23 protein-coding genes are annotated in these 24,967 nt (G+C 64.6%); 16 read left to right on the top strand and 7 right to left on the bottom strand.

Going from position 1 to position 24,967, the window contains the following annotated elements:
- Positions 1-153 precede the first annotated feature (153 nt).
- The gene (locus ACKLLE_RS18775) at positions 154-1,095 is read left to right on the top strand and encodes an AEC family transporter (protein WP_009398169.1); all 942 of its coding nucleotides are present in this window, start codon (positions 154-156) and stop codon (positions 1,093-1,095) included.
- A gap of 54 nt (positions 1,096-1,149) precedes the next feature.
- Positions 1,150-2,511, top strand: coding sequence for an amino acid permease (locus tag ACKLLE_RS18770; RefSeq protein WP_009398170.1), 1,362 nt, complete (start codon positions 1,150-1,152; stop codon positions 2,509-2,511).
- Between the two features lie 25 nt (positions 2,512-2,536).
- On the opposite strand, the gene ACKLLE_RS18765 is transcribed toward ACKLLE_RS18770, so the two are convergent.
- The 6 genes from ACKLLE_RS18765 to gatC form a co-directional block, all read right to left on the bottom strand.
- Positions 2,537-2,914 (bottom strand): carboxymuconolactone decarboxylase family protein, encoded by a 378-nt coding sequence (locus ACKLLE_RS18765; protein ID WP_064301615.1) that lies wholly within the window; start codon positions 2,912-2,914, stop codon positions 2,537-2,539.
- A 10-nt stretch (positions 2,915-2,924) separates the two neighbouring features.
- The gene (locus tag ACKLLE_RS18760; protein ID WP_420058730.1) at positions 2,925-3,968 is read right to left on the bottom strand and encodes a calcium/sodium antiporter; all 1,044 of its coding nucleotides are present in this window, start codon (positions 3,966-3,968) and stop codon (positions 2,925-2,927) included.
- Between the two features lie 63 nt (positions 3,969-4,031).
- Entirely contained in the window at positions 4,032-4,403 is a 372-nt protein-coding gene (locus ACKLLE_RS18755) for a septal ring lytic transglycosylase RlpA family protein (protein ID WP_009398175.1), read from the bottom strand.
- A 110-nt stretch (positions 4,404-4,513) separates the two neighbouring features.
- Complete coding sequence (gene gatB / locus ACKLLE_RS18750; protein WP_009398177.1) at positions 4,514-5,959, bottom strand: Asp-tRNA(Asn)/Glu-tRNA(Gln) amidotransferase subunit GatB; 1,446 nt, start codon at positions 5,957-5,959, stop codon at positions 4,514-4,516.
- 11 nt (positions 5,960-5,970) lie between these two features.
- Positions 5,971-7,422 carry an Asp-tRNA(Asn)/Glu-tRNA(Gln) amidotransferase subunit GatA gene (gene gatA / locus ACKLLE_RS18745; RefSeq protein ID WP_420058729.1) on the bottom strand — a complete coding sequence of 484 codons (1,452 nt, stop codon included), beginning with the start codon at positions 7,420-7,422 and terminating at the stop codon, positions 5,971-5,973.
- 15 nt (positions 7,423-7,437) lie between these two features.
- On the bottom strand, positions 7,438-7,725 hold the full coding sequence (gene gatC / locus ACKLLE_RS18740; protein WP_009398181.1) for an Asp-tRNA(Asn)/Glu-tRNA(Gln) amidotransferase subunit GatC: 288 nt from the start codon (positions 7,723-7,725) through the stop codon (positions 7,438-7,440).
- A 195-nt stretch (positions 7,726-7,920) separates the two neighbouring features.
- On the opposite strand from gatC, the gene mreB reads away from it, so the two are divergent.
- From mreB to tldD, 8 genes are all read left to right on the top strand, one after another.
- Positions 7,921-8,958 carry a rod shape-determining protein MreB gene (mreB, locus tag ACKLLE_RS18735; RefSeq protein ID WP_008371426.1) on the top strand — a complete coding sequence of 346 codons (1,038 nt, stop codon included), beginning with the start codon at positions 7,921-7,923 and terminating at the stop codon, positions 8,956-8,958.
- A 164-nt stretch (positions 8,959-9,122) separates the two neighbouring features.
- Positions 9,123-10,148: a rod shape-determining protein MreC gene (mreC, locus tag ACKLLE_RS18730; protein ID WP_080604745.1), complete on the top strand. Its 1,026-nt coding sequence runs from the start codon at positions 9,123-9,125 to the stop codon at positions 10,146-10,148.
- The gene (gene mreD, locus ACKLLE_RS18725; RefSeq protein WP_009398188.1) at positions 10,148-10,636 is read left to right on the top strand and encodes a rod shape-determining protein MreD; all 489 of its coding nucleotides are present in this window, start codon (positions 10,148-10,150) and stop codon (positions 10,634-10,636) included. Before mreC ends, mreD begins: the two co-directional genes overlap by 1 nt.
- Before the next feature lie 37 nt (positions 10,637-10,673).
- Positions 10,674-11,282: a Maf family protein gene (locus ACKLLE_RS18720; protein ID WP_420058728.1), complete on the top strand. Its 609-nt coding sequence runs from the start codon at positions 10,674-10,676 to the stop codon at positions 11,280-11,282.
- Positions 11,283-11,365: 83 nt separating this feature from the next.
- Positions 11,366-12,823: a ribonuclease G gene (gene rng / locus ACKLLE_RS18715; RefSeq protein WP_064301620.1), complete on the top strand. Its 1,458-nt coding sequence runs from the start codon at positions 11,366-11,368 to the stop codon at positions 12,821-12,823.
- Positions 12,824-12,902: 79 nt separating this feature from the next.
- A complete protein-coding gene (locus tag ACKLLE_RS18710) occupies positions 12,903-16,715 on the top strand; it encodes a YhdP family protein (RefSeq protein WP_420058727.1) in 3,813 nt (1,270 codons plus the stop codon).
- Positions 16,716-16,724: 9 nt separating this feature from the next.
- Positions 16,725-17,576: a carbon-nitrogen hydrolase family protein gene (locus ACKLLE_RS18705; protein ID WP_009398194.1), complete on the top strand. Its 852-nt coding sequence runs from the start codon at positions 16,725-16,727 to the stop codon at positions 17,574-17,576.
- A 2-nt stretch (positions 17,577-17,578) separates the two neighbouring features.
- The gene (gene tldD, locus ACKLLE_RS18700; RefSeq protein ID WP_420058726.1) at positions 17,579-19,018 is read left to right on the top strand and encodes a metalloprotease TldD; all 1,440 of its coding nucleotides are present in this window, start codon (positions 17,579-17,581) and stop codon (positions 19,016-19,018) included.
- 42 nt (positions 19,019-19,060) lie between these two features.
- On the opposite strand, the gene yjgA is transcribed toward tldD, so the two are convergent.
- Positions 19,061-19,582, bottom strand: a complete 522-nt coding sequence (gene yjgA, locus ACKLLE_RS18695) for a ribosome biogenesis factor YjgA (protein ID WP_009398198.1) — start codon at positions 19,580-19,582, stop codon at positions 19,061-19,063.
- 108 nt (positions 19,583-19,690) lie between these two features.
- On the opposite strand from yjgA, the gene pmbA reads away from it, so the two are divergent.
- The 6 genes from pmbA to ACKLLE_RS18665 all read left to right on the top strand — a co-directional run bounded on the left by pmbA (position 19,691) and on the right by ACKLLE_RS18665 (position 24,941).
- Complete coding sequence (gene pmbA, locus ACKLLE_RS18690) at positions 19,691-21,037, top strand: metalloprotease PmbA (RefSeq protein ID WP_420058725.1); 1,347 nt, start codon at positions 19,691-19,693, stop codon at positions 21,035-21,037.
- Between the two features lie 134 nt (positions 21,038-21,171).
- A complete protein-coding gene (locus tag ACKLLE_RS18685; protein ID WP_064301624.1) occupies positions 21,172-21,564 on the top strand; it encodes a hypothetical protein in 393 nt (130 codons plus the stop codon).
- On the top strand, positions 21,557-22,933 hold the full coding sequence (locus ACKLLE_RS18680; protein ID WP_420058724.1) for a class II fumarate hydratase: 1,377 nt from the start codon (positions 21,557-21,559) through the stop codon (positions 22,931-22,933). The genes ACKLLE_RS18685 and ACKLLE_RS18680 overlap by 8 nt, the downstream gene beginning before the upstream one ends.
- A gap of 30 nt (positions 22,934-22,963) precedes the next feature.
- Complete coding sequence (locus ACKLLE_RS18675; protein WP_420058723.1) at positions 22,964-23,425, top strand: hypothetical protein; 462 nt, start codon at positions 22,964-22,966, stop codon at positions 23,423-23,425.
- Entirely contained in the window at positions 23,425-24,036 is a 612-nt protein-coding gene (locus tag ACKLLE_RS18670) for a superoxide dismutase (protein WP_009398207.1), read from the top strand. The genes ACKLLE_RS18675 and ACKLLE_RS18670 overlap by 1 nt, the downstream gene beginning before the upstream one ends.
- 11 nt (positions 24,037-24,047) lie before the next feature.
- Complete coding sequence (locus ACKLLE_RS18665) at positions 24,048-24,941, top strand: ZIP family metal transporter (RefSeq protein WP_279897201.1); 894 nt, start codon at positions 24,048-24,050, stop codon at positions 24,939-24,941.
- The last annotated feature ends 26 nt before the right edge of the window (positions 24,942-24,967 follow it).

Here is a 24,967-nt window from a genome sequence, read left to right as displayed (position 1 = left end):
GCTCCCACAGGGTGGGGGTTGGCTGTGGCTTGCAAGCGATGAGGCGCTCAAAATCGTCGAAATTCCGGCATTTCATCCACAAACTCCCATCCCTGAGCCCTGCACTGGCGTATCATTGGTCGCCTGACGCCAGGCCCACGGAAATTCCCCCGCATGCTCGCCCTCTTCATCCAGACCCTGAACATCACCGCCCCGGTGTTCGCGATGCTGTTCATGGGTGTGCTGCTGCGCCGCATCGATGCGATCAACGACAACTTCATCCAGGTTGCCTCGTCCCTCGTCTTCAACGTCTGCATGCCGTCGCTGCTGTTCCTCGGCATCTACCACGCCGACCTCGACGCGGCGGTCAATCCCGGCCTGCTGCTTTACTTCATCGCCGCCACCTTCGGCAGTTTTGCCTTGGCCTGGCTGATTGCCATCTGGCGTTGCCCCAAGGAAGATCGCGGCATCTACACCCAGGGCTCGTTTCGGGGCAACAACGGTGTGATCGGCTTGGCCCTGGCGGCCAGCATGTACGGCGACTACGGCATTTCCCTCGGCGCGATCCTCGCCGGCCTGGTGATCCTGCTCTACAACTCGCTGTCGGTGGTGGTGCTGGCGGTCTACAGCCCGACGGTCAAGTCGGACCCGTGGAGCATCTTCAAGAGCATCCTGCGCAACCCGCTGATCATCAGCGTGCTGCTGGCGACGCCAATGGCCTATGCCAAGGTGGCGCTGCCCAACTGGCTGCTGACTTCCGCCGACTACATCGCGCAGATGACCCTGCCACTGGCGCTGATCTGCATCGGCGGCACCCTGTCCCTGGCGTCATTGCGCGCCAGCGGTCGGATGGCCGTGAGCGCAAGCCTGGTGAAGATGGTCTGGCTACCCGTGATATTTACCTTCGGCGGATGGCTATGCGGCTTTCGCGGGGCGGAACTGGGCATCCTGTTCCTTTATATTGGCAGCCCGACGGCAGCGGCCAGCTATGTGATGGCCCGCTCGTCCAATGGCAACCATGAACTGGCGGCATCGATCATCGTGATCACCACCCTTGCCGCTGCTGTGACAACGAACATCGGAATATTCCTATTGCAGTGGGGCGGATGGATCTAGATCCTTCGCTCGCAAAACAACGCCAACACTGCCTCTCACGTCCGAGGACACTTCATGCAAGACCAGATCACGCCCGAGCGTTTGCATCGCGGCCTGAAGAATCGCCATATCCAGCTGATCGCCCTGGGCGGGGCGATCGGTACCGGCCTGTTCCTGGGGATCGCCCAGACCATCCAGATGGCCGGCCCCTCGGTGCTGCTGGGTTATGCCATTGCCGGCCTGATCGCCTTCTTCATCATGCGCCAGCTCGGCGAGATGGTGGTCGAGGAGCCGGTTTCCGGCACCTTCAGTCACTTCGCCCACAGCTACTGGGGGCCGTTCGCCGGCTTCATGTCCGGCTGGAACTACTGGGTGCTCTACGTCCTGGTGGGCATGGCCGAACTGACCGCCGTGGGTATCTACGTGCAGTACTGGTGGCCGGATTTCCCGACCTGGGCCACGGCGGCGGTATTCTTCGTCATCATCAACCTGATGAACGTCAGCCAGGTAAAGGTCTATGGCGAGATGGAGTTCTGGTTCGCCCTGATCAAGGTGGCGGCCATCCTCGGCATGATCGGCTTCGGTGGCTACCTGCTGCTCAGCGGCAATGGCGGTCCGGACGCCAGCGTTGCCAACCTGTGGCAGCATGGCGGCTTCTTCCCCAATGGTGTTACCGGGCTGATGATGGCCATGGCCGTGATCATGTTCTCCTTTGGCGGCCTGGAACTGGTGGGCATCACCGCCGCCGAGGCCGATAACCCGCGCCACAGCATTCCGCGGGCGACCAACCAGGTGATCTACCGCATCCTGCTGTTCTATGTGGGTGCGCTGGCGGTGCTGCTGGCGTTGTACCCGTGGCAGAAAGTGGTCGATGGCGGCAGTCCGTTCGTGATGATCTTCCATGACCTGGACGCCAACGTCGTGGCCACGGTGCTCAACCTGGTGGTCCTGACTGCGGCACTGTCGGTGTACAACAGCTGCGTGTATTGCAACAGCCGCATGCTGTTCGGCCTGGCGACCCAGGGCGATGCGCCGAAGTCGCTGCTCAAGGTCAACGCCAAGGGTGTGCCGCTGGCGGCCCTGGGCATTTCCGCGCTGGCCACCGGCCTGTGCGTGCTCATCAACTACTTCATGCCCCGCGAAGCCTTCGGCCTGCTGATGGCGCTGGTGGTGTCGTCGCTGGTGATCAACTGGGGGATCATCAGCATCACCCACCTGAAATTCCGCAAGGCCAAGGCTGCGGCTGGCCAGGACACCTTCTACAAGAGCCTGGGCCATCCGCTGACCAACTACCTGTGCCTGGCCTTCCTGGCCTTCATCCTGGTGGTGATGTGGCAGACCGAGGGCATCCGCATTTCCGTGGAGCTGATCCCGGTCTGGCTGCTCGTGCTGTGGGTGGTCTACAAGCTGACCAAGGGGCGCAAGGCCCAGGCCTGACGCACCTTGTTGCGCAAGTGATCGATCAGCCCTGTTGCCAGGCGTCGATCACTTCCTGGGCCGCGCGGAACGCATCGATCGCCGCCGGCACGCCCGCATAGACTGCGCAATGCAGCAGGGCTTCGCGAATCTCTTCTACCGTACAGCCATTGTTCAGCGCGCCACGCACGTGGCCTTTCAGTTCCTGCGGGCATTTCAGCGCGGTCAGGGCGGCCAGGGTGATCAGGCTGCGGGTCTTCAGTGGCAGGCCTTCGCGGCTCCAGACACTGCCCCAGGCGTGTTCGTTGACGAATTCCTGCAGCGGCGCGCTGAACTCGGTGGCATTGCCCAGCGCGCGATCGACGAACACGTCGCCCATGACCTGGCGGCGAACCTGTTCGCCGGTTTTCTTCGTCTCACCCATGTTGTTTTCCTTAGTGTTGGCGGCGCCAGGCGCGCAAGGTCGTATAGCTCAGCAATACGGCGAGCGCTGGCAGGACATAGAACAGCATCAACTGCTCCAGGCGATTGGCCAGCGGCATGCCGGTGGTAAAGGCCACCACGTGCAGGCCGTAGGCCAGATACAGGCAGAGGAACACCAGGCCCTCGACGCGGGTGACCCGGTAGCCGGAATAGAACACCGGCAGGGTCAGCAGGGCGACGCCGAGCATCACCGGGAGGTCGAAGTCCAGCGCGTTGGGCGAGATCGATAGCGGTTCCGGGGCCAGCACCGCAGTCAGGCCAAGCACCGCCAGCAGATTGAAGAGGTTGCTGCCGATCACGTTGCCCACGGCGATTTCCCGTTCGCCACGGATCGCCGCGATCAGCGAGGTGGCCAGTTCTGGAAGCGACGTGCAGACCGCGACCACGGTCAGGCCTATCACCCGTTCCGACAGGCCCAGGTCGGTCGCCACCTCGACCGCAGCTTCCAGCAACAGGTGCCCGGCCAGGCTGAGCAGGCCGAGCCCGAGCAGCATCAGCAGCAGGCTGCCGAACCAGAAGCCGATGCCCCGGTCGACTCGCGGGTTGGGTGCCGGGTAAGTCCGCGCGTAATGCCGCGATTGATGCCAGAGGATGGCGAGGTAAGCCGCCAGTCCGGCCAGCAGCAGCGCGCCTTCCCAGCGCCCGAGCACCTCGTTCAGGGCCAGCAGGTAGACCACCACGCTGGCAGCGATCATCAGCGGGATGTCCAGGCGTACCAGTTGCCGTGACACCCGCAGCGGAATGATCAGCGCCGCGAGGCCAAGTATCACCAGGACATTGAAGATATTGCTGCCGATCACGCTGCCCACCGCCACATCGGGCGCGCCGGTGTAGGCCGCCTGCAGGCTGACGGTGAGTTGCGGCGCGCTGCTGCCGAAGGCCACCAGGCTGAGGCCGATGATCAGCGGGCGCACGTGCAGGCTGGCAGCGATACGCAGGGCTGCACGCACCAGCAGTTCGGCGCCGAGAATCAGAAGGATCAGGCCGCTGGCCAATTGCAGCAGGCTGAAGGTGGGTAAAGCGGCCAGGTCGAAAATGGTCGTGCTCCAGAAAACCGGTCAGTCGCTCAGGCTTTGTACCCGGACTCGCGCCGTTCCGCTACGGATCATGTCCAGTTGCTGGGCCGCAGCCTTGGAAAGATCGATCAGACGGCCGCGGGTATGGGGGCCTCGATCATTGATGCGGACCACGACACTGCGCTCGTTTTTCAGGTTGGTCACCAGGACCCGGGTGCCGAAGGGCAGGGTGCGGTGGGCGGCGGTCAGGCCATGCTGGTTGAACGGCTCGCCGCTGGCGGTGCGCTTGCCGTGATGGCGGGAACCATAGAAGGAGGCGGTGCCGGTTTCATCGTAGCCGCGAGGGTCGATATCGTGGCTGGCACAGCCGGCGAGGAGAGTGAACAGCGCCAGGGCGCTTAGGGGACGCCACATGTATGTCTGATGCTCCGTGGGGGCTGATCGCTGGCAAGCCAGCTCCCACAGGGTCGGCGGTGCACGCGGACCTTGTGGGAGCTGGCTTGCCAGCGATTGGGGGGCACGAATTACCCTTCGAGCTTGCTCTTGAGCAACTGGTTCACCTGTTGCGGGTTGGCCTTGCCCTTCGAGGCCTTCATCGCCTGGCCGACGAAGAAGCCGAACATCTTGCCGCGCTTGGCTTCGTCCGCCGCACGGTATTGCTCGACCTGCTCGGCGTTGGCCGCAAGAACCTCGTCCAGCACCTTCTCGATCGCGCCGCTATCGGTAACCTGCTTCAGGCCGCGGGCCTCGATGATCTGGTCGGCATCACCTTCACCTGCCGCCATCGCTTCGAACACGGTCTTGGCGATCTTGCCGCTGATGGTATTGTCGCGAATGCGCAGCAGCATGCCACCCAGTTGCTCGGCGCTGACCGGTGCCTGGTCGATCTCGACACCCAGCTTGTTCAGCAGGCTGCCCAGTTCCACCATCACCCAGTTGGCCGCCAGCTTGGCGTCGCCGCCGATGGCCGCGACCTTCTCGAAGTACTCCGCCTGCTCGCGGCTGGAAGCCAGCACGTTGGCATCGTAGGCCGACAGGCCGTACTGGCTCTGGAAACGCTCCACTTTCTGTGGCGGCAATTCCGGCAGGGTGGCACGCAGGTCGTCGAGGTACGCCGACTCGATCACCACTGGCAGCAGGTCCGGATCGGGGAAGTAACGGTAGTCGTTGGCTTCCTCCTTGCTGCGCATGGAGCGGGTCTCGTCCTTGTTCGGATCGTACAGGCGGGTTTCCTGGATGACCTTGCCACCGTCCTCGATCAGGTCGATCTGGCGCTGCACTTCGCTGTTGATCGCACGCTCGATGAAGCGGAACGAGTTGACGTTCTTGATCTCGCAGCGAGTGCCGAACTCGGCCTGGCCCTTCGGCCGGATCGACACGTTGCAGTCGCAACGCAGCGAGCCTTCGGCCATGTTGCCGTCGCAGATGCCCAGGTAGCGGACCAGGGCGTGGATCGCCTTGACGTAGGCCACGGCTTCCTTGGCGCTGCGCATTTCCGGCTCGGAAACGATTTCCAGCAGTGGCGTGCCGGCGCGGTTCAGGTCGATGCCGGTGGAGCCGCTGAAGTCTTCGTGCAGGCTCTTGCCGGCATCTTCTTCCAGGTGCGCGCGGGTGATGCCGATGCGCTTGACGGTGCCGTCCTCAAGGGCGATGTCCAGGTGGCCCTTGCCGACGATCGGCAGCTCCATCTGGCTGATCTGGTAGCCCTTGGGCAGGTCCGGGTAGAAGTAGTTCTTGCGCGCGAACACGTTGTGCTGGCCGATCTCGGCGTCGATGGCCAGGCCGAACATGCAGGCCATGCGCACCGCTTCCTGGTTGAGCACCGGCAGTACCCCGGGCATGCCCAGGTCGATCAGGCTGGCCTGGGTGTTCGGCTCGGAACCGAAGGTGGTGGCGCTGCCGGAGAAAATCTTCGACTGGGTGGCGAGCTGGGTATGAATCTCCAGCCCGATCACAACTTCCCATTGCATGTGTCTGTTCCTCAGAAGCCGTTGGGTACGCGGGTATGCCAGTCAGTCACTTGCTGGTACTGGTGCGCGACGTTGAGCAGGCGGCCTTCCTGGAAGTACGGGGCCAGGAGCTGCACGCCCACCGGCAGGCCATCGACGAAACCGGCCGGCATCGACAGGCCCGGCAGGCCGGCGAGGTTGGCGGTGATGGTGTAGACGTCTTCCAGGTACTCGGCGACCGGGTCGGCGTTCTTGGCGCCGATCTTCCAGGCCAGGTTCGGCGTGGTCGGGCCGAGGATCACGTCTACGCCTTCGAAGGCGGCCATGAAGTCGCTCTTGATCAGGCGGCGGATCTTCTGCGCCTTCAGGTAGTAGGCATCGTAGTAGCCGGCCGACAGCGCGTAGGTACCGACCATGATGCGCCGCTGCACTTCACTGCCGAAGCCTTCGCCACGGGAGCGCTTGTACAGGTCGGTAAGGTCCCTGGGGTTCTCGCAGCGATAGCCGAAGCGCACGCCGTCGAAGCGCGACAGGTTGGAGGATGCCTCGGCCGGGGCGATCACGTAGTACGCCGGAATCGCGTGCTGCATGTTCGGCAGGCTGATTTCCTTGATCACCGCGCCGAGCTTTTCCAGCTCCTTGACGCTGGCCTGGACCAGGTCGGCGATGCGCGGGTCGAGGCCGGCGCCGAAGTATTCTTTCGGCAGGCCGATGCGCAGGCCCTGCAGCGAGCCGTTGAGGCTGGCGCTGTAGTCCGGGACCGGTTCGTCGATGCTGGTGGAGTCCTTCGGATCGAAGCCGGCCATGCCTTGCAGGAGCAGGGCGCAGTCTTCGGCGGTGCGGGCCATCGGGCCGCCCTGGTCGAGGCTGGAGGCGTAGGCGATCATGCCCCAGCGCGAAACGCGGCCGTAGGTCGGCTTGAGGCCGGTCAGGCTGGTCAGGGCAGCGGGCTGGCGGATCGAGCCGCCGGTATCGGTGCCGGTGGCTGCCGGCAGCAGGCGCGCAGCCACGGCGGCAGCGGAACCGCCGGACGAACCGCCCGGAACGTGCTCCAGGTTCCACGGGTTCTTCACGGCACCGTAGTGGCTGGATTCGTTGGCCGACCCCATGGCGAATTCGTCCATGTTGGTCTTGCCCAGGGTCACGGTGCCGGCTTCGGCCAGCCTGGCGACCACGGTGGCGTCGTAGGGCGAGGTGAACGAGTCGAGCATCTTCGAGCCGCAGCTGGTGCGTACGCCCTGGGTGCAGAACAGGTCCTTGTGGGCGATCGGCGCGCCGAGCAGGGCACCGCTCTCGCCGGCGGCGCGGCGGGCATCGGCAGCCTTGGCCTGGGCAATGGCCAGGTCATCGGTGATGCTGATGAAGCTGTTGAGTTGCGGGTCGAGCTGGTGGATGCGCTGCAGCAGCGCGCGGGTCAGCTCTTCGGAGGAAAACGATTTGTCGGCGAGGCCACGGGCGATCCCGGCCAGGGTGAGTTGATGCATGCTGGCGCTATTCCCTTACTCGATGACTTTCGGAACCAGGTACAGGCCGCTGTCCGTCGCCGGGGCGATGGCCTGGTAGCGGTCGCGTTGGTTGCTTTCTGTTACAACGTCGGCGCGCAAGCGCTGACGGGCTTCCAGCGGGTGGGCCAGTGGCTCGATGCCGTCGGTGTCGACTGCCTGCATCTGGTCGACCAGTCCCAGAATGCTGTTCAGGGCATCGGTAGTACGTGGCAGATCGGCCTCGTTCAGGCCCAGCCGGGCCAGATGGGCGATCTTTTCCACATCGCTGCGTTCAAGCGCCATGGGGATCTCCTGGGTAAGAAACGGAATTGTCCGGATGAGGAACATGCCGGGGGACACGTGGTCATAAGGCCCGATCGTGTGCTGGCCTGCTCGGAAAAACCGCCAATTTACCATATTGGCGCCTTGCCCAAAATCCCTGCCATTGTTAGAGTTTGCCGCACTTTTTTACCCACGCGTTGCCAGGGTCCCTTTCCCATGTTCAAGAAACTGCGTGGCATGTTTTCCAGCGATCTCTCCATCGACCTGGGCACTGCCAACACCCTTATTTACGTGCGTGAGCGCGGTATCGTCCTGAATGAGCCCTCCGTCGTGGCCATTCGTACCCACGGCAACCAGAAAAGTGTCGTCGCGGTCGGTACCGAAGCCAAGCGCATGCTCGGCCGTACCCCGGGCAACATCGCTGCCATTCGTCCGATGAAGGACGGCGTGATCGCCGACTTCAGCGTCTGCGAGAAGATGCTGCAGTACTTCATCAACAAGGTGCACGAGAACAGCTTCCTGCAGCCGAGCCCGCGCGTGCTGATCTGCGTGCCGTGCAAGTCGACCCAGGTCGAGCGCCGTGCCATCCGTGAATCGGCCCTGGGCGCCGGTGCCCGCGAAGTGTTCCTGATCGAGGAGCCGATGGCCGCCGCGATCGGTGCCGGCCTGCCGGTCGAGGAAGCCCGCGGTTCGATGGTCGTCGATATCGGTGGTGGTACCACCGAGATCGCGCTGATTTCCCTGAACGGCGTGGTCTACGCCGAGTCCGTGCGCGTTGGCGGCGACCGCTTCGACGAAGCCATCGTTACCTATGTGCGCCGCAACTACGGCAGCCTGATCGGCGAATCCACCGCCGAGCGCATCAAGCAGGAAATCGGCACCGCCTACCCGGGCGGCGAAGTGCGCGAAGTCGATGTTCGCGGTCGCAACCTGGCCGAAGGCGTGCCACGTGCCTTCACCCTGAACTCCAACGAAGTGCTGGAGGCCCTGCAGGAGTCCCTGGCGACCATCGTCCAGGCGGTCAAGAGCGCGCTGGAGCAGTCGCCTCCGGAACTGGCCTCGGACATCGCCGAGCGTGGCCTGGTGCTGACCGGCGGTGGCGCCCTGCTGCGCGACCTGGACAAACTGCTGGCCCAGGAAACCGGCCTGCCGGTGATCGTCGCCGAGGACCCGCTGACCTGTGTCGCCCGTGGCGGCGGTCGCGCCCTGGAAATGATGGACAAGCACACCATGGACCTGCTTTCCAGCGAGTGATTCGCCGGATTGCCTTCCTGTCGCCCGGATTTCGGCTAGCCTGCGCAGTGCTGCCCGAAACCGGGTCGGCGTCCGTCAGCGGCGCCGATTCCACCCATCCGAAGCCAGGCCGGTGCGTTGCCGTATGAATGACCTCCTGAACCGTCGTCCACGAGGAGCGGCCCATTAAACCGCTTTTTGCCAAAGGCCCGTCGCTGGGCGTGCGCCTGCTCGTGCTGGTGGTGCTGTCGATCGCCCTGATGGTGGTCGATGCCCGTTTCACCGTACTCAAGCCCGTGCGCAGCCAGATGTCGCTGGTGCTGATGCAGTCCTATGCCATCACCGACCTGCCCGTGCGCCTGTGGCAGGGGGTGGCCAGCCAGTTCGGCAGCCGTACCGAACTCATCGCCGAGAACGAGAAACTCAAGACCGAAGCCCTGCTCCTGCAAGGCCGCCTGCAGAAGCTGGCGGCATTGACCGAGCAGAACGTGCGCCTGCGCGAGTTGCTCAACTCCTCGGCGCTGGTCAACGAGAAGGTCGAGGTGGCCGAACTGATCGGCATGGACCCGAATCCCTTCACCCATCGCATCCTCATCAACAAGGGCGAGCGCGACGGGGTTGTCCTCGGCCAGCCGGTGCTCGACGCTCGTGGCCTGATGGGCCAGGTGGTCGAGCTGATGCCCTATACCTCGCGGGTGCTGCTGCTCACCGATACCACCCACAGCATTCCGGTGCAGGTCAACCGCAATGGCCTGCGCGCCATTGCCAGCGGTACCGGCAATCCGGAACGCCTGGAGCTGCGCCATGTCGCCGATACTGCCGACATCAAGGAAGGCGACCTGCTGGTCAGTTCCGGCCTGGGCCAGCGTTTCCCGGCCGGCTACCCCGTGGCGACGGTGAAGGAAGTGATCCACGACTCCGGGCAGCCGTTCGCCATTGTCCGTGCGGTACCGACTGCAGCGCTCAATCGCAGCCGCTACCTGCTGCTGGTGTTCTCCGACAGCCGCAGCCCTGAAGAGCGTGCCAGCGATGCGGTCAAGGCCCAGGAAGCGGAGCAGATGGGGCCGCCGGCGCCGGGTACCGATCCTGCGCACCCTGCTACCGTGGCCCCCGTCGCCGCGCCGCATGCGCCAGCCGCCGCACCCGCACCCGCACCCGCACCGTCCGCGACGCCCGCCGCGCCAACCTCACCTTCGCGGGAGACACACTGATGGTCAGTACCCACGGCAAGAATGGCTGGGTGGTCTGGTTGACCTTCCTCATCGGCCTGCTCCTGAGCGTCTGGCCGATGCCGCCGTTCATGGATATCTTCCGCCCCTTGTGGCTGGCCTTGCTGCTGGCCTTCTGGACCCTGAACCTGCCGCACCGGATCGGCATGACCACCGCCTTCGTCCTCGGCCTGTGCGAGGATGTGCTCTACGGCACGTTGCTTGGGCAGAATGCGCTGGTGCTGACCCTCATCACCTTCCTTGTGCTGAGCCTGCAGCAACGCCTGCGGATGTTCCCGATGTGGCAGCAGAGCCTGACCATCCTCGTGGTGTTCGGTGTGGCGCAACTGGTGCAATTGTGGCTCAGTGCCCTCACCGGTAACCGCCAGCCGACCCTGGCGCTGGTCTGGCCCGCGGTCACCAGTGCCTTGCTCTGGCCGTGGATCAGCTTTGGCCTGCGCGGCCTGCGCAGCCGTTTGAGCATCTACTGAACCATTCGCTTTTCGACGCTGACAGGGAGTAGTCAAGATGACCCCGCTGTACCTGGCCTCCGGTTCGCCGCGTCGCCGTGAACTGCTGACCCAGATCGGCATTCCCTTTACCGTCGTCAGTGCCTCCATCGACGAAACCCCGCTTCACGGCGAACAGCCCGGTGCCTATGTCGAGCGCCTGGCCCGTGGCAAGGCTGCGGCCGGCCTGGCCCTGCTCACCGCCAGCGGCGCCAGCGCGCCGCTCGCGGTGCTGGGCGCCGATACCGCCGTCGTGCTCGATGGACGGATCCTCGGCAAGCCGGTCGATCGCGAGGATGCCCTGGCCATGCTGGCGGCGCTGTCCGGGCGCGAGCACGAAGTGTTGACCGCCGTCGCCGTCACCGATGGACAGCGCACGGAAAGCCTGTGCATCAGCAGCCGTGTTGCGTTCAACACCATCAGCGAGGAGCGTGCCCGTACCTACTGGGCCAGCGGCGAGCCCGGGGACAAGGCCGGCGCCTATGCCATCCAGGGGCTTGGCGCGGTATTCGTGCAGGGCCTGCAGGGCAGCTACTCTGCGGTGGTGGGCTTGCCTGTGGCGGAAACCGCCGAATTGCTGGCCCGCTTCGGCATTCCATGCTGGCAGGGCGTACCAGGTACCGAGTGAGGATGCACCGACGCCGTTTATCGCTCGCCAGTCGGTGTCGGGCGATCCATGATTACCCGAAGCCCCTTTGACGAGAGATTGCCATGAGTGAAGAGATCCTGATCAACATCACCCCGATGGAATCCCGCGTGGCGGTGGTGGAAAACGGTGTCCTTCAGGAAGTCCATGTCGAGCGCACCCAGCGTCGCGGCATCGTCGGCAACATCTACAAGGGCAAGGTGGTGCGGGTCCTGCCGGGCATGCAGGCGGCCTTCGTCGATATCGGCCTGGACCGCGCCGCTTTCATCCATGCGTCGGAAATCTCCCTGCGCGAAGGCACCACGGTGGAAAGCATCAGCGCCCTGGTCCACGAAGGGCAGAGCCTGGTGGTCCAGGTGACCAAGGATCCGATCGGCTCCAAGGGCGCACGCCTCACCACCCAGTTGTCGATCCCCTCGCGCTACCTGGTGTACATGCCACGCACCAAGCATGTCGGCATTTCCCTGAAGATCGAAGACGAAGCCGAGCGCGAGCGCCTGAAGAAGGTGGTCAGCGACTGCGTGGCCCAGGAGAACATCCAGGATTCCGGTGGTTTCATCCTGCGCACCGCCGCCGAAGGGGCGGGTGCCGACGAGATCCTGATGGACATTCGCTACCTGCGCCGGCTCTGGGACCAGATCGGTGCCCAGATCAAGACCGTGGGCGCTCCCACGGAAATCTACGAGGACCTCGGCCTGGCCCTGCGCACCCTGCGCGACCTGGTCAACCCGAAGATCGAGAAGATCCGTATCGATTCCCGGGAAACGTTCCAGAAAACCACGCAGTTCGTCGCCGAACTGATGCCGGAAATCGCCGATCGGCTGGAGCACTATCCCGGCGAGCGGCCGATCTTCGATCTCTACGGCGTCGAGGACGAGATCCAGCGTGCCCTGGAGCGCAAGGTGCCGCTCAAGTCCGGCGGCTACCTGGTGGTCGATCCGGCCGAGGCCATGACCACCATCGATGTGAACACCGGTGCCTTCGTCGGCCATCGCAATCTTGAAGAAACCATCTTCAAAACCAACCTCGAAGCGGCCACCGCCATTGCCCGGCAACTGCGCCTGCGCAACATCGGCGGGATCATCATCATCGACTTCATCGACATGGAAGACGAAGAGCACCAGCGCCAGGTCCTGCGCACGCTGGAAAAGCAGCTCGAACGCGACCATGCCAAGACCAACATCATCGGCCTGACCGAACTGGGCCTGGTACAGATGACCCGCAAGCGCACCCGCGAAAGCCTGGAGCAGGTGCTCTGCGAGCCGTGCATCTGCTGCCAGGGCCGCGGCAAGCTGAAAACCCCGGAAACCGTCTGCTACGAAATCTTCAGGGAAATCCTTCGCGAAGCGCGGGCCTACCAGGCCGAAGGGTACAGGGTGCTCGCCAACCAGAAGGTGGTGGACCGCCTGCTGGACGAAGAATCGGGGAATGTCGCCGAACTCGAAGCCTTTATCGGGCGAACCATTCGCTTCCAGGTGGAGTCCATGTATTCCCAGGAACAATACGATGTGGTGCTGCTCTGACTGGCCCTGAATCCCGGATGGTGGCAAACCCTGCATGTCAGGCCATAGTTAGGGCTTGCACGAGTCGGGGGCCACAGCTATGGAGCGTCTGATCCGCGTTCTGGCTGCCCTGGTTCGCTGGGGGCTGGGCGCCTGCGCATTGGTCGCGGTGCTGGTGGCCCTGTATGTCAGCCTCGGGCGCGAGCTGGTTCCACTGGTCGCCGAGTACCGTACCGACGTCGAGGACAAGGCCGCGGCAAGCCTCGGCCTGCCCGTGCATGTCGGTGAGCTGGAAGGGCGTTGGAGCGGGCTGGCGCCGATCCTGGTGGTTCGCGATGTGCAGGTCGGCGAGGGCGCTTCGGCCTTGCGCCTGGACGCAGTCAAGGTCGTCCCCGACCTGTGGGCCAGCCTGATGGCGCGGGATGTGCGCCTGGCCCGGGTGGAGCTGGGTGGGCTACAACTGAACCTGCACGAAGACGAAAGCGGCAAGTGGACCCTCAAGGGCCTGCCGGTGCAGGACGACGACCAGCCACTGGACGTCGAGCAGGCGCTGCGGCGCATGCAGATGGTCTCCCGGGTTTCGCTGCTGGACAGCCAGATCACCCTGGAACCCTTCGATCACGATCCCATGACCCTGACCTATGTCGGCCTCAGCTTGCAGACCGGCAGCGTGCGCCAGCGCCTGGACGCGCGGCTGACCCTGCCCGACGGCCAGCCCGTGGCGCTGAGTCTGAAAAGCCGGATTCGCCCGGCGCAGTGGCGCGAGGCCGAGGTCGAGGCCTACGCCAGCCTGCCGCAGAGCGACTGGGCCAAATGGCTGCCGGCCCGCCTGCTGGGCCAATGGCAACTGCCACAGCTGCGTGCAGGCGGCGAAGTCTGGCTCGACTGGGGCAAGGGCACGGTGCAAAGCGCCACGGTGCGCCTGAATGCCCCGCAAGTACAGGCCGCCTATGCCGAACGCGAGCCGGTGAAGCTCGACAACCTGGCGCTCAATGCATGGCTGCGGCGGGATGACGACGGCATTCAACTGAGCATCGACTCGTTGGCCATGAATCTGGGTGAGACACGCTGGGAATCCCGCGTCGGCATCAGTCAGTCGATGGCCGGTGACGAGGGCGAGTTGTGGAAGATCCAGGCTGACCGTGTCGACCTGACGCCTTTGACACCGGTGATCCAGGCCCTCGGTCCGCTGCCGAAACAGGCCATGGCGGTGGTCGATGGCCTCAAGGTCACCGGAGGGCTGCGCAACGTCCAGCTCGAAGTGCGGCCGCAGGTGGAGGGCGACCGCAGATTCAGCTTCGCCGCCAACCTCGACCGTGTCGGCTTCGATGCCTATCACGGCGCACCGGCGGCGGGCAACGTCAGCGGCAGCATCAGCGGTGACCTGGGGCATGGCGAGCTGCGCCTGGATACCGACAGGTTCATGTTGCACCTGGCGCCGATCTTCGCCGATCCCTGGCATTACCTGAAGGCCAACGCCTTGCTGACCTGGAAGCTGGACAAGGAAACCTTCACCCTGGTCGCGCCCTATCTCAAGGTGCTGGGGGAGGAAGGCAAGATCGCCGGCGACTTCCTGATCCGCCTGCATCTGCAACCGGGGCACGAAGACTACATGGACCTGCGGGTCGGCCTGGTCGAGGGGGACGGCCGCTACACCGGCAAGTACCTGCCCGAGGTGCTCAGCCCCGAGGTCGATCACTGGTTGCGCACGGCGATTCTCAAGGGAACGGTGGACGAGGGGTATTTCCAGTACCAAGGGTCGCTGAACCATGGTGCGCCGGATCATGCCCGCAGCATCAGCCTGTTCTTCAAGGTGCGCGATGCGGCCCTGGACTTCCAGCCGGGCTGGCCGCAACTGAGCAAGGTGGACGGCGATGTGTTCATCGACGACCACGGCGTGCGGATCAAGGCCAGTACCGGACAGATGCTCGATACCCGGGTGAGCGACGTGCTGGTGGACATCCCCCATGTTCCTGCCGGCGAGCACAGTCATCTGCTGGTCGATGGCAACTTCGACGGCACCCTGGCCGACGGCGTGAAGATCCTTCAGCAAGCGCCGATCGGCACCGGCCCCACCTTCGCCGGCTGGGAAGGCGAGGGCGACCTGACCGGCTCGCTGAAGCTGGATATCCCGCTGGCCCACGGTATCGAGCCCAAGGTCGTGGTGGACTTCCATGCCGAACAGTCGCGCCTGAAAATCAGTGAGCCGGTCCTGGAGCTGAGTCAACTGAATGGGGACTTCCGTTTTGACCTGGGCCAGGGCCTGAGTGGCAAGAACATCAGTACCGTGGCGTTCGGCAAGCCGGTGACCGCCGAGATTTTCGCCGAAGGCAAGCCCGGGCAGTTGCAGACCCGGATCGTTGCCAAGGGCCAGATTGCCCTGAAGTCCTTGACCGACTGGCTGCAGTTCACCCAGCCGTTGCCGGTTTCCGGGGAGTTGCCGTACCAATTGCAGGTGTCTCTGGGGCGGGATAACCAGCTGGTGGTCGATTCCAGCCTCAAGGGCCTGGCCATCGACCTGCCCGCGCCCTTCGGCAAGGTAGCCAGCGAGACCCGCAGCAGCCAGTTCCGCATGAACCTGGGAGGCACCGAGCGGCGTATCGACGCGAGCTATGTCGATCTGGCCAGCCTGGCCATGGCCGCTCCGGCAGGCAAGGCCGAACAGGTGCGCGGCGAATTGCTGCTCGGCGCAGGGGCCGCGCAGTTGCCGACCAGCCCGGGCTTGCGCGTGCGTGGCCGGGTTGCCGAGGTGAACCTCGACGATTGGCAGAGCAAGGCCGGTAGCTACACCGGCGACGATCCGGGGGGCAGTGCCCGGCAGATCCTGCGGAGCGTTGAATTGAGCGTGGGCAAGATCAAGGCCTACGACTTCGAACTGAACCAGGCGGTGGTACGCCTTGATCGCAGCAGCGACAGCTGGGGATTGCGCCTGGATAGCCGGGAAGTGATCGGCAATGCGCGGATTCCCGACGCCAAGGCGGCGCCCATCGTGGTCCAACTGCCGACCTTGCGCCTGCCTGCCGCCGACCCTGCGGTCGAAGCCGAGCCGGATGCCCCGGATCCACTGGCGTCGAGCGATCCTCGCAAGGTTCCTGCGGTGAACCTGAGCATCGACAAACTGTTCCGTGGCGACGACCTGATGGGCAGTGTGTCCCTCAAATCGCGACCCACGGCGCAGGGTGTGGCATTCAATGACCTGGACCTGAATCTCAAGGGCCTGGCGATCAACGGTTCCGCCGCCTGGGAAGGTACCCCCGGCGCCAGCAGCAGTTGGTACAAGGGGCGCGTCGAGGGCGGTAACCTCGCCGATGTGCTCAAGGCCTGGAACTTTGCGCCGACCGTGACCAGCCGCGATTTCCATATGGACGTCGATGGCCGCTGGCAAGGTTCGCCGGCCTGGATCAGCCTCAAGCGCTTCTCCGGAAGCATGGACGCTTCGCTGCGCGACGGGCAGATCGTCGAAGTGGACGGCAGTGCCCAGGCGCTGAGGGTGTTCGGGCTGCTCAATTTCAACTCGATCGGTCGCCGCCTGCGCCTGGACTTCTCCGACCTGCTGGGCAAGGGGCTGAGCTACGATCGGGTCAAGGGCCTGCTGGTGGCCAGCGAAGGGGTCTATGTAACCCGCGAGCCGATCACGCTCACCGGCCCGTCGAGCAACTTCGAACTGGAAGGCACGCTGGACATGGTTCGCGACCGGATCGCCGCCAACCTGATGGTGACCCTGCCGGTGACCAACAACCTGCCACTGGCGGCGCTGATCGTTGGTGCGCCAGCCGTCGGCGGCGCCCTGTTCCTGGTGGACAAGCTGCTGGGCGACCGGGTGGCTCGCTATGCCAGTGTCAACTATCGGGTCGAAGGCCCGGTGAAAGAGCCTAAGATTACCTTCGTGAAACCCTTTGATAAATCAAGGTAGAGCGTGGCCATGACCTTTGCCGTCATCCAGATGATCAGCCAGGACGATATTGCCGCCAACCTGGCCCGCGCCCGGGCACTGCTCGAACAGGCAGCAGGGCAAGGCGCACGGCTTGCGGTACTTCCGGAAAACTTCGCTGCCATGGGCCGCCGCGACAGTGCCGCCATCGGCCTGGCCGAAGCCCGTGGCGAAGGGCCGATCCTGCCCTGGTTGAAACGCACGGCCCGCGACCTCAGATTGTGGATAGTAGCGGGCACCTTGCCGCTGCCGCCCGTCGACCGGCCCGAGGCCAAAGCCCATGCCTGCTCCCTGCTGGTGGATGAGCACGGCGAGCTGGTCGCCCGCTACGACAAATTGCACCTGTTCGACGTGGACGTGGCCGACAACCGCGGCCGCTATCGCGAGTCGGACGATTATGCCCATGGCGCCAATGTGGTGGTGGCCGATACCCCGGTGGGCAAGCTGGGCCTCACGGTCTGCTACGACCTGCGCTTCCCCGAGCTGTACAGCGCACTGCGCGAGGCCGGGGCGGAACTGATCACGGCGCCGGCGGCCTTTACCGCAGTGACCGGGGCTGCACATTGGGAAGTGCTGATCCGTGCCCGCGCCATCGAAACCCAGTGCTATGTGCTGGCCGCGGCCCAGGGCGGCATGCACCCGGGACCGCGGGAAACCCACGGCCAGGCGGCGATCGTCGACCCCTGGGGGCGCATACTCGCGCAGCAGGCCCGCGGCGAAGCGGTGCTGCTGGCCACGCGCGACAGCGCAGAACAGGCGTCCATACGGGCGCGGATGCCGGTGGTCTCGCACCGGCGCTTTTTCTCGCAGGACGCCTTGCGGCCTGCGCACACCTCGGAGTGACTATGAGCGAGTTGTTAACAAGCGTCAGCGAGCAACTGCTGGCCCCCGGCGACCTGACCCTCGACAGCCTGCAGAGCGTGCTGGGCGAGCTGGCCGGGCCGGGCATCGACGCGGCCGACCTGTATTTCCAGGGCCAGATCTCGGAGTCCTGGGCGCTGGAAGACGGCATCGTCAAGGAAGGCAGCTTCAACCTTGACCAGGGCGTGGGCGTGCGTGCCCAGTCCGGCGAGAAGACCGGCTTCGCCTACAGCAATGCCATCAGCCTCGAAGCCCTGAGCGCCGCTGCCCAGGCGGCCCGCTCGATTTCCCGGGCTGGGCAGAACGGCACGGTGCAGGCCTTCCGCAGCCAGGCAATCACGCCCCTGTACGCGGCGGACAACCCGCTGGAAGTCATCAGCCGGGCGGAAAAGGTCGCCCTGCTCAAGCGTGTCGATGCCGCCACCCGCGCGCTCGATCCGCGGATCCAGCAGGTCAGCGTGAGCATGGCCGGGGTCTGGGAACGCATCCTGATCGCCGCTGCCGACGGCAGCCTGGCGGCCGACATCCGACCGTTGGTGCGCTTCAACGTCAGCGTGATCGTCGAGCAGAATGGTCGCCGCGAACGCGGCGGCCATGGCGGCGGCGGACGCACCGACTATCGCTATTTCACCGAAGACCGGGTCATGGGCTTTGCCCGCGAGGCGCTGCGCCAGGCGCTGGTCAACCTGGAAGCGCTGCCGGCTCCGGCAGGCACCTTGCCGGTGGTGCTGGGGCCGGGTTGGTCCGGCGTGCTGCTGCACGAAGCGGTCGGCCATGGCCTGGAGGGCGACTTCAATCGCAAGGGCAGTTCGGCGTATAGCGGGCGCATCGGCGAGAAGGTTGCGTCGAGCCTGTGCACCATCGTCGATGACGGTACCCTGAAGGATCGTCGCGGCTCCCTGAGCGTCGATGACGAGGGTACGCCGACCGAATGCACCACCCTGATCGAGAACGGCAAGCTGGTCGGCTACATGCAGGACAAGCTCAACGCGCGCCTGATGGGCATGGCCGTCACCGGCAACGGGCGCCGCGAGTCCTACGCGCATCTGCCGATGCCGCGCATGACCAACACCTACATGCGGGCGGGCGAGAGCGATCCGGCGGAAATCATCGCTTCGGTCAAGCGCGGCCTGTACTGCGCCAACCTTGGTGGCGGCCAGGTGGATATCACCAGTGGCAAGTTCGTCTTCTCCACCAGCGAGGCGTACCTGATCGAAGACGGCAGGATCACCGCCCCGGTCAAGGGCGCCACCCTGATCGGCAATGGTCCGGAAGCCATGAGCCGGGTTTCCATGGTCGGCAACGACCTGAGCCTGGACAGCGGCGTGGGGACCTGTGGCAAGGATGGGCAGTCGGTGCCGGTTGGCGTGGGCCAGCCGACCCTGAAGATCGATGCGATCACCGTGGGTGGCACGGGCGCATGAGCGGGACACCGGGCGGGCAGGGTGCCTGCCCGGTAGCGTGAATCAGCGCAGGCCGCGCTGGCTCTCGTCGAGGTCGCGGATGTACTTGAAGATCTTGCGCGCGGCGGTTGGCGGCTTGTTGGTCTTGGCCTCGTGCTGGGCCTGGCGGATCAACGAGCGCAGTTGCTGGCGATCGGCTTCCGGGTACTCCTGGACGAATTTTTCCAGGACGTCGTCGGTGCCGCCGATCAGCCGGTCACGCCAGCGTTCGAGGTTGTGGAAGCGCTCGTTGTACTGGCGCGAAGACGCGTCCAGCTGGTCGAGCAGGGCGTTGATGGCGTCGAGGTCCTGGTCGCGCATCAGCTTGCCGATGAACGAACGGTGACGGCGCTTGGCCTCGTTGGCCGTGTGCTTCTTGTGTTCTTCGAGTGCTTTGCGCAGCTCGTCGGTCAGAGGCAGTTTGGCCAGGGTATCGGGCTTGAGCGTGGTAAGGCGCTCGCCCATATCGACCAGCGCCTGGAGTTCGCGCTTGATCTGGGATTTGCTTTTTTCGCCTTCGTCGAAGGCATCGTAAGAATCAACCATGGGGGCAGTCCGCTGAGAAACGCCGCCATGATAACCAGTCGGGGGCCGCTTGTCCGGCCCGGTCGCTCGATGACCCTCGCCGAACGCCGTATTTGAGTGGAGAAAACCATGAGTGCAGTCCAGAGCGTAGGTCCGCAAGCCCTGCCGGCCTTGCAGGAGCAGGTCGAGCAGATCATCGCCGAGGCGAAACGCCAGGGCGCCAGCGCCTGCGAGGTAGCGGTGTCGCTGGAGCAGGGCTTGTCGACCTCGGTGCGCCAGCGCGAAGTGGAAACGGTGGAATTCAACCGTGACCAGGGCTTTGGCATCACCCTCTACGTTGGCCAGCGCAAGGGCTCGGCCAGCACCTCGGCCAGCGGCAGCGAGGCGATCCGCGAAACCGTCGCGGCGGCACTGGCGATTGCCCGGCATACGTCCGAGGATGATTGCGCCGGGCTGGCCGACCCTGCGCTGATGGCCCGCGACCTGCCGGATTTCGACCTGTACCACGCCTGGGATATCACCCCGGAACAGGCCATCGAGAAAGCGCTGGTCTGCGAAGCGGCGGCTTTCGATGCCGATCCGCGGATCAAGAATGCCGACGGTACTACCTTGAACACCCACCAAGGTTGCCGGGTCTACGGCAACAGCAACGGTTTCATCGGTGGCTACGCGTCGACCCGGCACAGCCTGAGCTGCGTGATGATCGCCGAAGGCGACGGACAGATGCAGCGTGATTACTGGTACGACGTGAATCGCCAGGGCGAGTTGCTGGCCGATCCCAAGGCCATTGGCATTCGCGCCGCGCAGCGTGCCGCCAGTCGCCTCGGCGCAAGGCCGGTGCCGACCTGCGAGGTGCCCGTGCTGTTCTCGGCGGAGCTGGCCGGCGGATTGTTCGGCAGCTTCCTGTCGGCGATTTCCGGCGGCAACCTGTACCGCAAATCGTCGTTCCTCGAAGGCACCATCGGCCAGCGCCTGTTCCCGAGTTGGCTGACCCTCGATGAGCGTCCTCATCTGCCACGGGCACTGGGCAGTGCTGCATTCGATGGCGATGGCCTGGCGACCTATGCCAAGCCGTTCGTCGAGAACGGCCAGTTGGTTTCCTATGTCCTGGGCACCTACTCGGGTCGCAAGCTCGGCCTGCCAAGCACGGCGAATGCGGGTGGCGTGCACAACCTGTTCGTGTCCCACGGTGTCGAGGACCAGGCTGCACTGATCCGCCGGATGGGGCGTGGCTTGCTGGTCACCGAACTGATGGGGCACGGCCTGAACATGGTGACCGGTGATTATTCCCGCGGTGCGGCAGGCTACTGGGTGGAAAACGGCGAGATCCAGTTCGCTGTCCAGGAAGTCACGATCGCCGGGAATATGAAAGACATGTTCCAGCAGATCGTGGCCATCGGCAGTGATCTTGAAACCCGCAGCAACATCCACACCGGCTCGATCCTGATCGAGCGGATGACCGTAGCCGGTAGCTAAACGGCGCTTCGTCTGTTTCACCTGAAAGCCCGGCCCTTGCGCCGGGCTTTTTCGTTGGTGTCACAACGGGGTTGTACTGATTCTATTTATCAATTAATAATGAATATCATTATCTCGGCGATGATATTCCTGCCATGAAATCCGTCCTTCGCGAACTGCCCTACCTCGATAACTGGCGCTGGCTGAGCCTGCGCATCCGCTGCGCGCTGGAGCCCGACGAGCCGCGCCTGATCGAGCATTACCTGGCCGAAGGGCGCTACCTGGTCTGCTGTACGGACACCTCGGCGTGGGCCGTTGCCCTGACTTCGTTCCGTGTTCTGCTCGATACCGCCTGCGATCGCATGTTGCCGTGGCACTGGCGCTGCCTGTGCCTGGACCAGGCCTGGCGACCGCTGCTGCAACTGCGCAAGCTCGACGGCGGCGAGCACGGCCAGCGCTGGCAGCCGCTGGCCTTGCAACTGGCGAACTGCGCGCTGTTGCCTTCGATTTCATCCTTTGAACTGATGCAAGGACTTGATGATGAGTAATACCCGTATCGAGCGTGACAGCATGGGCGAGTTGCAGGTGCCGGCCGAGGCCCTGTATGGCGCCCAGACCCAGCGTGCGGTCGACAACTTCCCGATCAGCCGGCAACGCATGCCGGCCCAGTTCATCCGTGCACTGTTGCTGGCCAAGGCCGCGGCAGCCCGGGCCAACGTCCAGCTGGAACAGATCACCCAGGCCCAGGGTGAGGCCATAGTCGCTGCCGTGGAGCAACTGCTGGCTGGCGACTTCATGCAGCACTTCCCGGTGGACGTGTTCCAGACCGGCTCCGGCACCAGCTCCAACATGAACGCCAACGAGGTGATCGCCACCCTCGCCAGCCGCATCGCCGGCGACCAGGTCAACCCGAACGACCACGTCAATTGCGGGCAGAGCAGCAACGACATCATCCCCACCACCATTCACGTCAGTGCCGCGCTGGCCCTGCATGAGCAACTGTTGCCGGCGCTGCAGCATCTGGTCGGGGTCATCGAGACCAAGGCGGTGCAGGTCCACGCGTTCGTCAAGACCGGCCGTACCCATCTGATGGATGCCATGCCCGTGCGCATGAGCCAGGTGCTGGGTGGCTGGGCGCAGCAGATCAAGGCCTGTATCGGCCACCTGCAGAACACCCTGCCGGCCCTCCAGGCCCTGGCCCAGGGTGGCACGGCGGTGGGCACGGGGATCAACGCCCATCCACAGTTTTCCGTGCTGTTCTCCAGGCAGTTGAGTGAACTGACCCGCGTCGACTTTGTGCCGGGCGAGAACCTGTTTGCCCTGATCGGCTCCCAGGACACTGCGGTTGCCGTCTCCGGCCAGCTCAAGGCCACCGCCGTGGCGTTGATAAAAATTGCCAACGACCTGCGCTGGATGAACTCCGGGCCGCTGGCCGGCCTTGGGGAAATCGAGCTGGAAGGGCTGCAGCCGGGCTCCTCGATCATGCCGGGCAAGGTCAATCCGGTGATTCCGGAAGCCACGGCGATGGTCGCTGCCCAGGTCATCGGCAACGACGCGACCATTACCGTCGCCGGCCAGTCGGGCAACTTCGAGCTGAACGTGATGCTGCCGGTCATTGCCCGCAACCTGCTGGAAAGCATCGAGCTGATGGCCAATGCCAGCCGCCTGCTGGCCGACAAGGCCATCGCCAGCTTCAAGGTCAACGAGCCGAAGCTCAAGGAAGCGCTGGCGCGCAACCCGATCCTGGTGACAGCGTTGAACCCGATCATCGGTTACCAGAAGGCTGCCGAGATCGCCAAGACTGCTTACAAGCAGGGCCGCCCGATCATCGATGTGGCGCTGGAACATACCGAGCTGTCGCGTACCCGGCTGGAAGTCCTGCTGGATCCGGAAAAGCTCACCGCCGGCGGAATCTGAAGCCGCCGACAACCGCTTTGGAGGTTCGCCATGCAGCACTGGAAACGTACCACCGAGATTGCCAACCGCCTGTTCAACCAAGGGGATCTGGTCGATGCCCGTGAGCTGTACCTGCAGGCCCTGGCCTTGGCCCAGGTGCTGTTCGAGCGCTGGCAGGACGCCGACGAAGCGGTCGCCGCCTGCGTGATATCCCATCACAACCTGGCGGACCTTCATCTGCGCCTGAAGCAGCCCCAGGAAAGCGCCGAGTATCTCTGCGCGATTCATCAACGCCTGCTCGCGGCCAGCCAGGATCCGCGCTTGCCCGAGCCATTGCGCCAGGCGGCCTTGCGCCACAGCGGCAAGACCTACACCGAACTGCTGAGCTTCATCAGCGAGTACGGCCAATACCCGCGTACCGAGCGCCTGCTGTACCGGCAGGAGCCACAGCCCGGTGTGCTGGCCGGTCGCGACCGCGTGATTTCCCAAGCCATCCGACAAGGAATCCACTGATGCCACACGCCTTGCCTGCATTGCCCTACGCCTACGACGCGCTGGAGCCGCATATCGATACCCAGACCATGCAGATCCACCACACCAAGCATCACCAGACCTACATCAACAACCTCAATGCCGCCCTCGATGGCACCGAATGGGCCGAATGGCCGGTGGAGAAGCTGGTGGCGGCGGTCAAGCAGCTGCCGCAGGGCCTCCAGGCCGCGGTCATCAACCAGGGCGGCGGCCACGCCAACCACACCCTGTTCTGGACCGTCATGTCGCCGAACGGCGGTGGCGTGCCTCACGGCGCGGTAGCCAAGGCCATCGACGAGCAACTGGGCGGTTTCGAAGCCTTCAAGGACGCCTTCACCAAGGCCGCCCTGACCCGCTTCGGCAGCGGCTGGGCCTGGCTGAGCGTTACTCCGGAGAAGCGCGTAGTGGTGGAAAGCAGCGGCAACCAGGACAGCCCGCTGATGCACGGCAACACGCCGATCCTTGGCCTGGACGTCTGGGAGCACGCCTACTACCTGCTGTACCAGAACCGCCGCCCGGAATATATCAACGCGTTCTACAACGTGGTCGACTGGGCCGAAGTCGAGCGGCGCTACCTTGCCGCCGTGGCGTGAGTGACAAGCGAATGCGCTCGGATGTCTTGTCCGTAAGCAGCGTGCGTTTGTTCCGCCTGGCGCTGGGCACCCTGTTGCTGCTGGTGGGCACGGCCTTGCTGGTGGCCCAGGGGATCGCCTGGCTCGACCTGGAGCCACGGATGATGCGGGCACTGGAGGGCGGGGCGCTTTGTGCGCTTGGTACCGCGCTCGGTGCGGTACCGGTGCTGGTGATCCGCAGCATGCCGGTGGCGCTGGCGGACACCCTGTTGGGCTTTGGTGCTGGCGTCATGCTGGCGGCGACGGCGTTCTCGCTGATCATCCCGGGGCTGGATGCCGCCCAGGCGGTGGGCTTCGGCAAGTGGGGCGCGGGTGGTCTGGTCAGCTTCGGCCTGTTGTCCGGCGCGTTGTGCCTGTACCTGGTGGATCGCCAGGTCTCCAGCGCTTCGCCCGAGGCGCTGGTGGCTTGCGGAACCCAGCCGGTGATACCGGCGCGGATCTGGATCTTCGTCATCGCCATCATTGCCCACAACATTCCGGAAGGCATGGCCATCGGTGTGTCTGCCGGCGGTGGCATGCCGGACGCGGACAGCCTGGCGATGGGCATCGCCTTGCAGGACGTACCGGAAGGGTTGGTGATCGCGCTGGTGCTGGCCGGCGCCGGGATGGCGCGCTTCAAGGCGTTCCTGATCGGCGCGGCGTCCGGATTGGTGGAGCCTGCGGCGGCATTGGTGTGTGCCTGGTTGGTCAATGTGGCCGAGCTGCTGTTGCCGCTGGGGCTGGCCTTTGCGGCCGGGGCGATGTTGCTGGTGGTCACCCAGGAAATCATTCCCGAATCGCGGGCCAACGGGCACCATCGGTTGGCCAGCCTGGGGCTGTGCGTCGGGTTCTGCCTGATGATGGTGATGGATACCGCGCTGTCTTGATAAAGGCTGCGATAAGGCCGGCAATT

The organism is Pseudomonas bharatica (assembly GCF_048586865.1).
Classification (GTDB): Bacteria; Pseudomonadota; Gammaproteobacteria; order Pseudomonadales; family Pseudomonadaceae; genus Aquipseudomonas; species Aquipseudomonas bharatica.
This window is presented reverse-complemented; position numbering and strand designations above follow the sequence as displayed.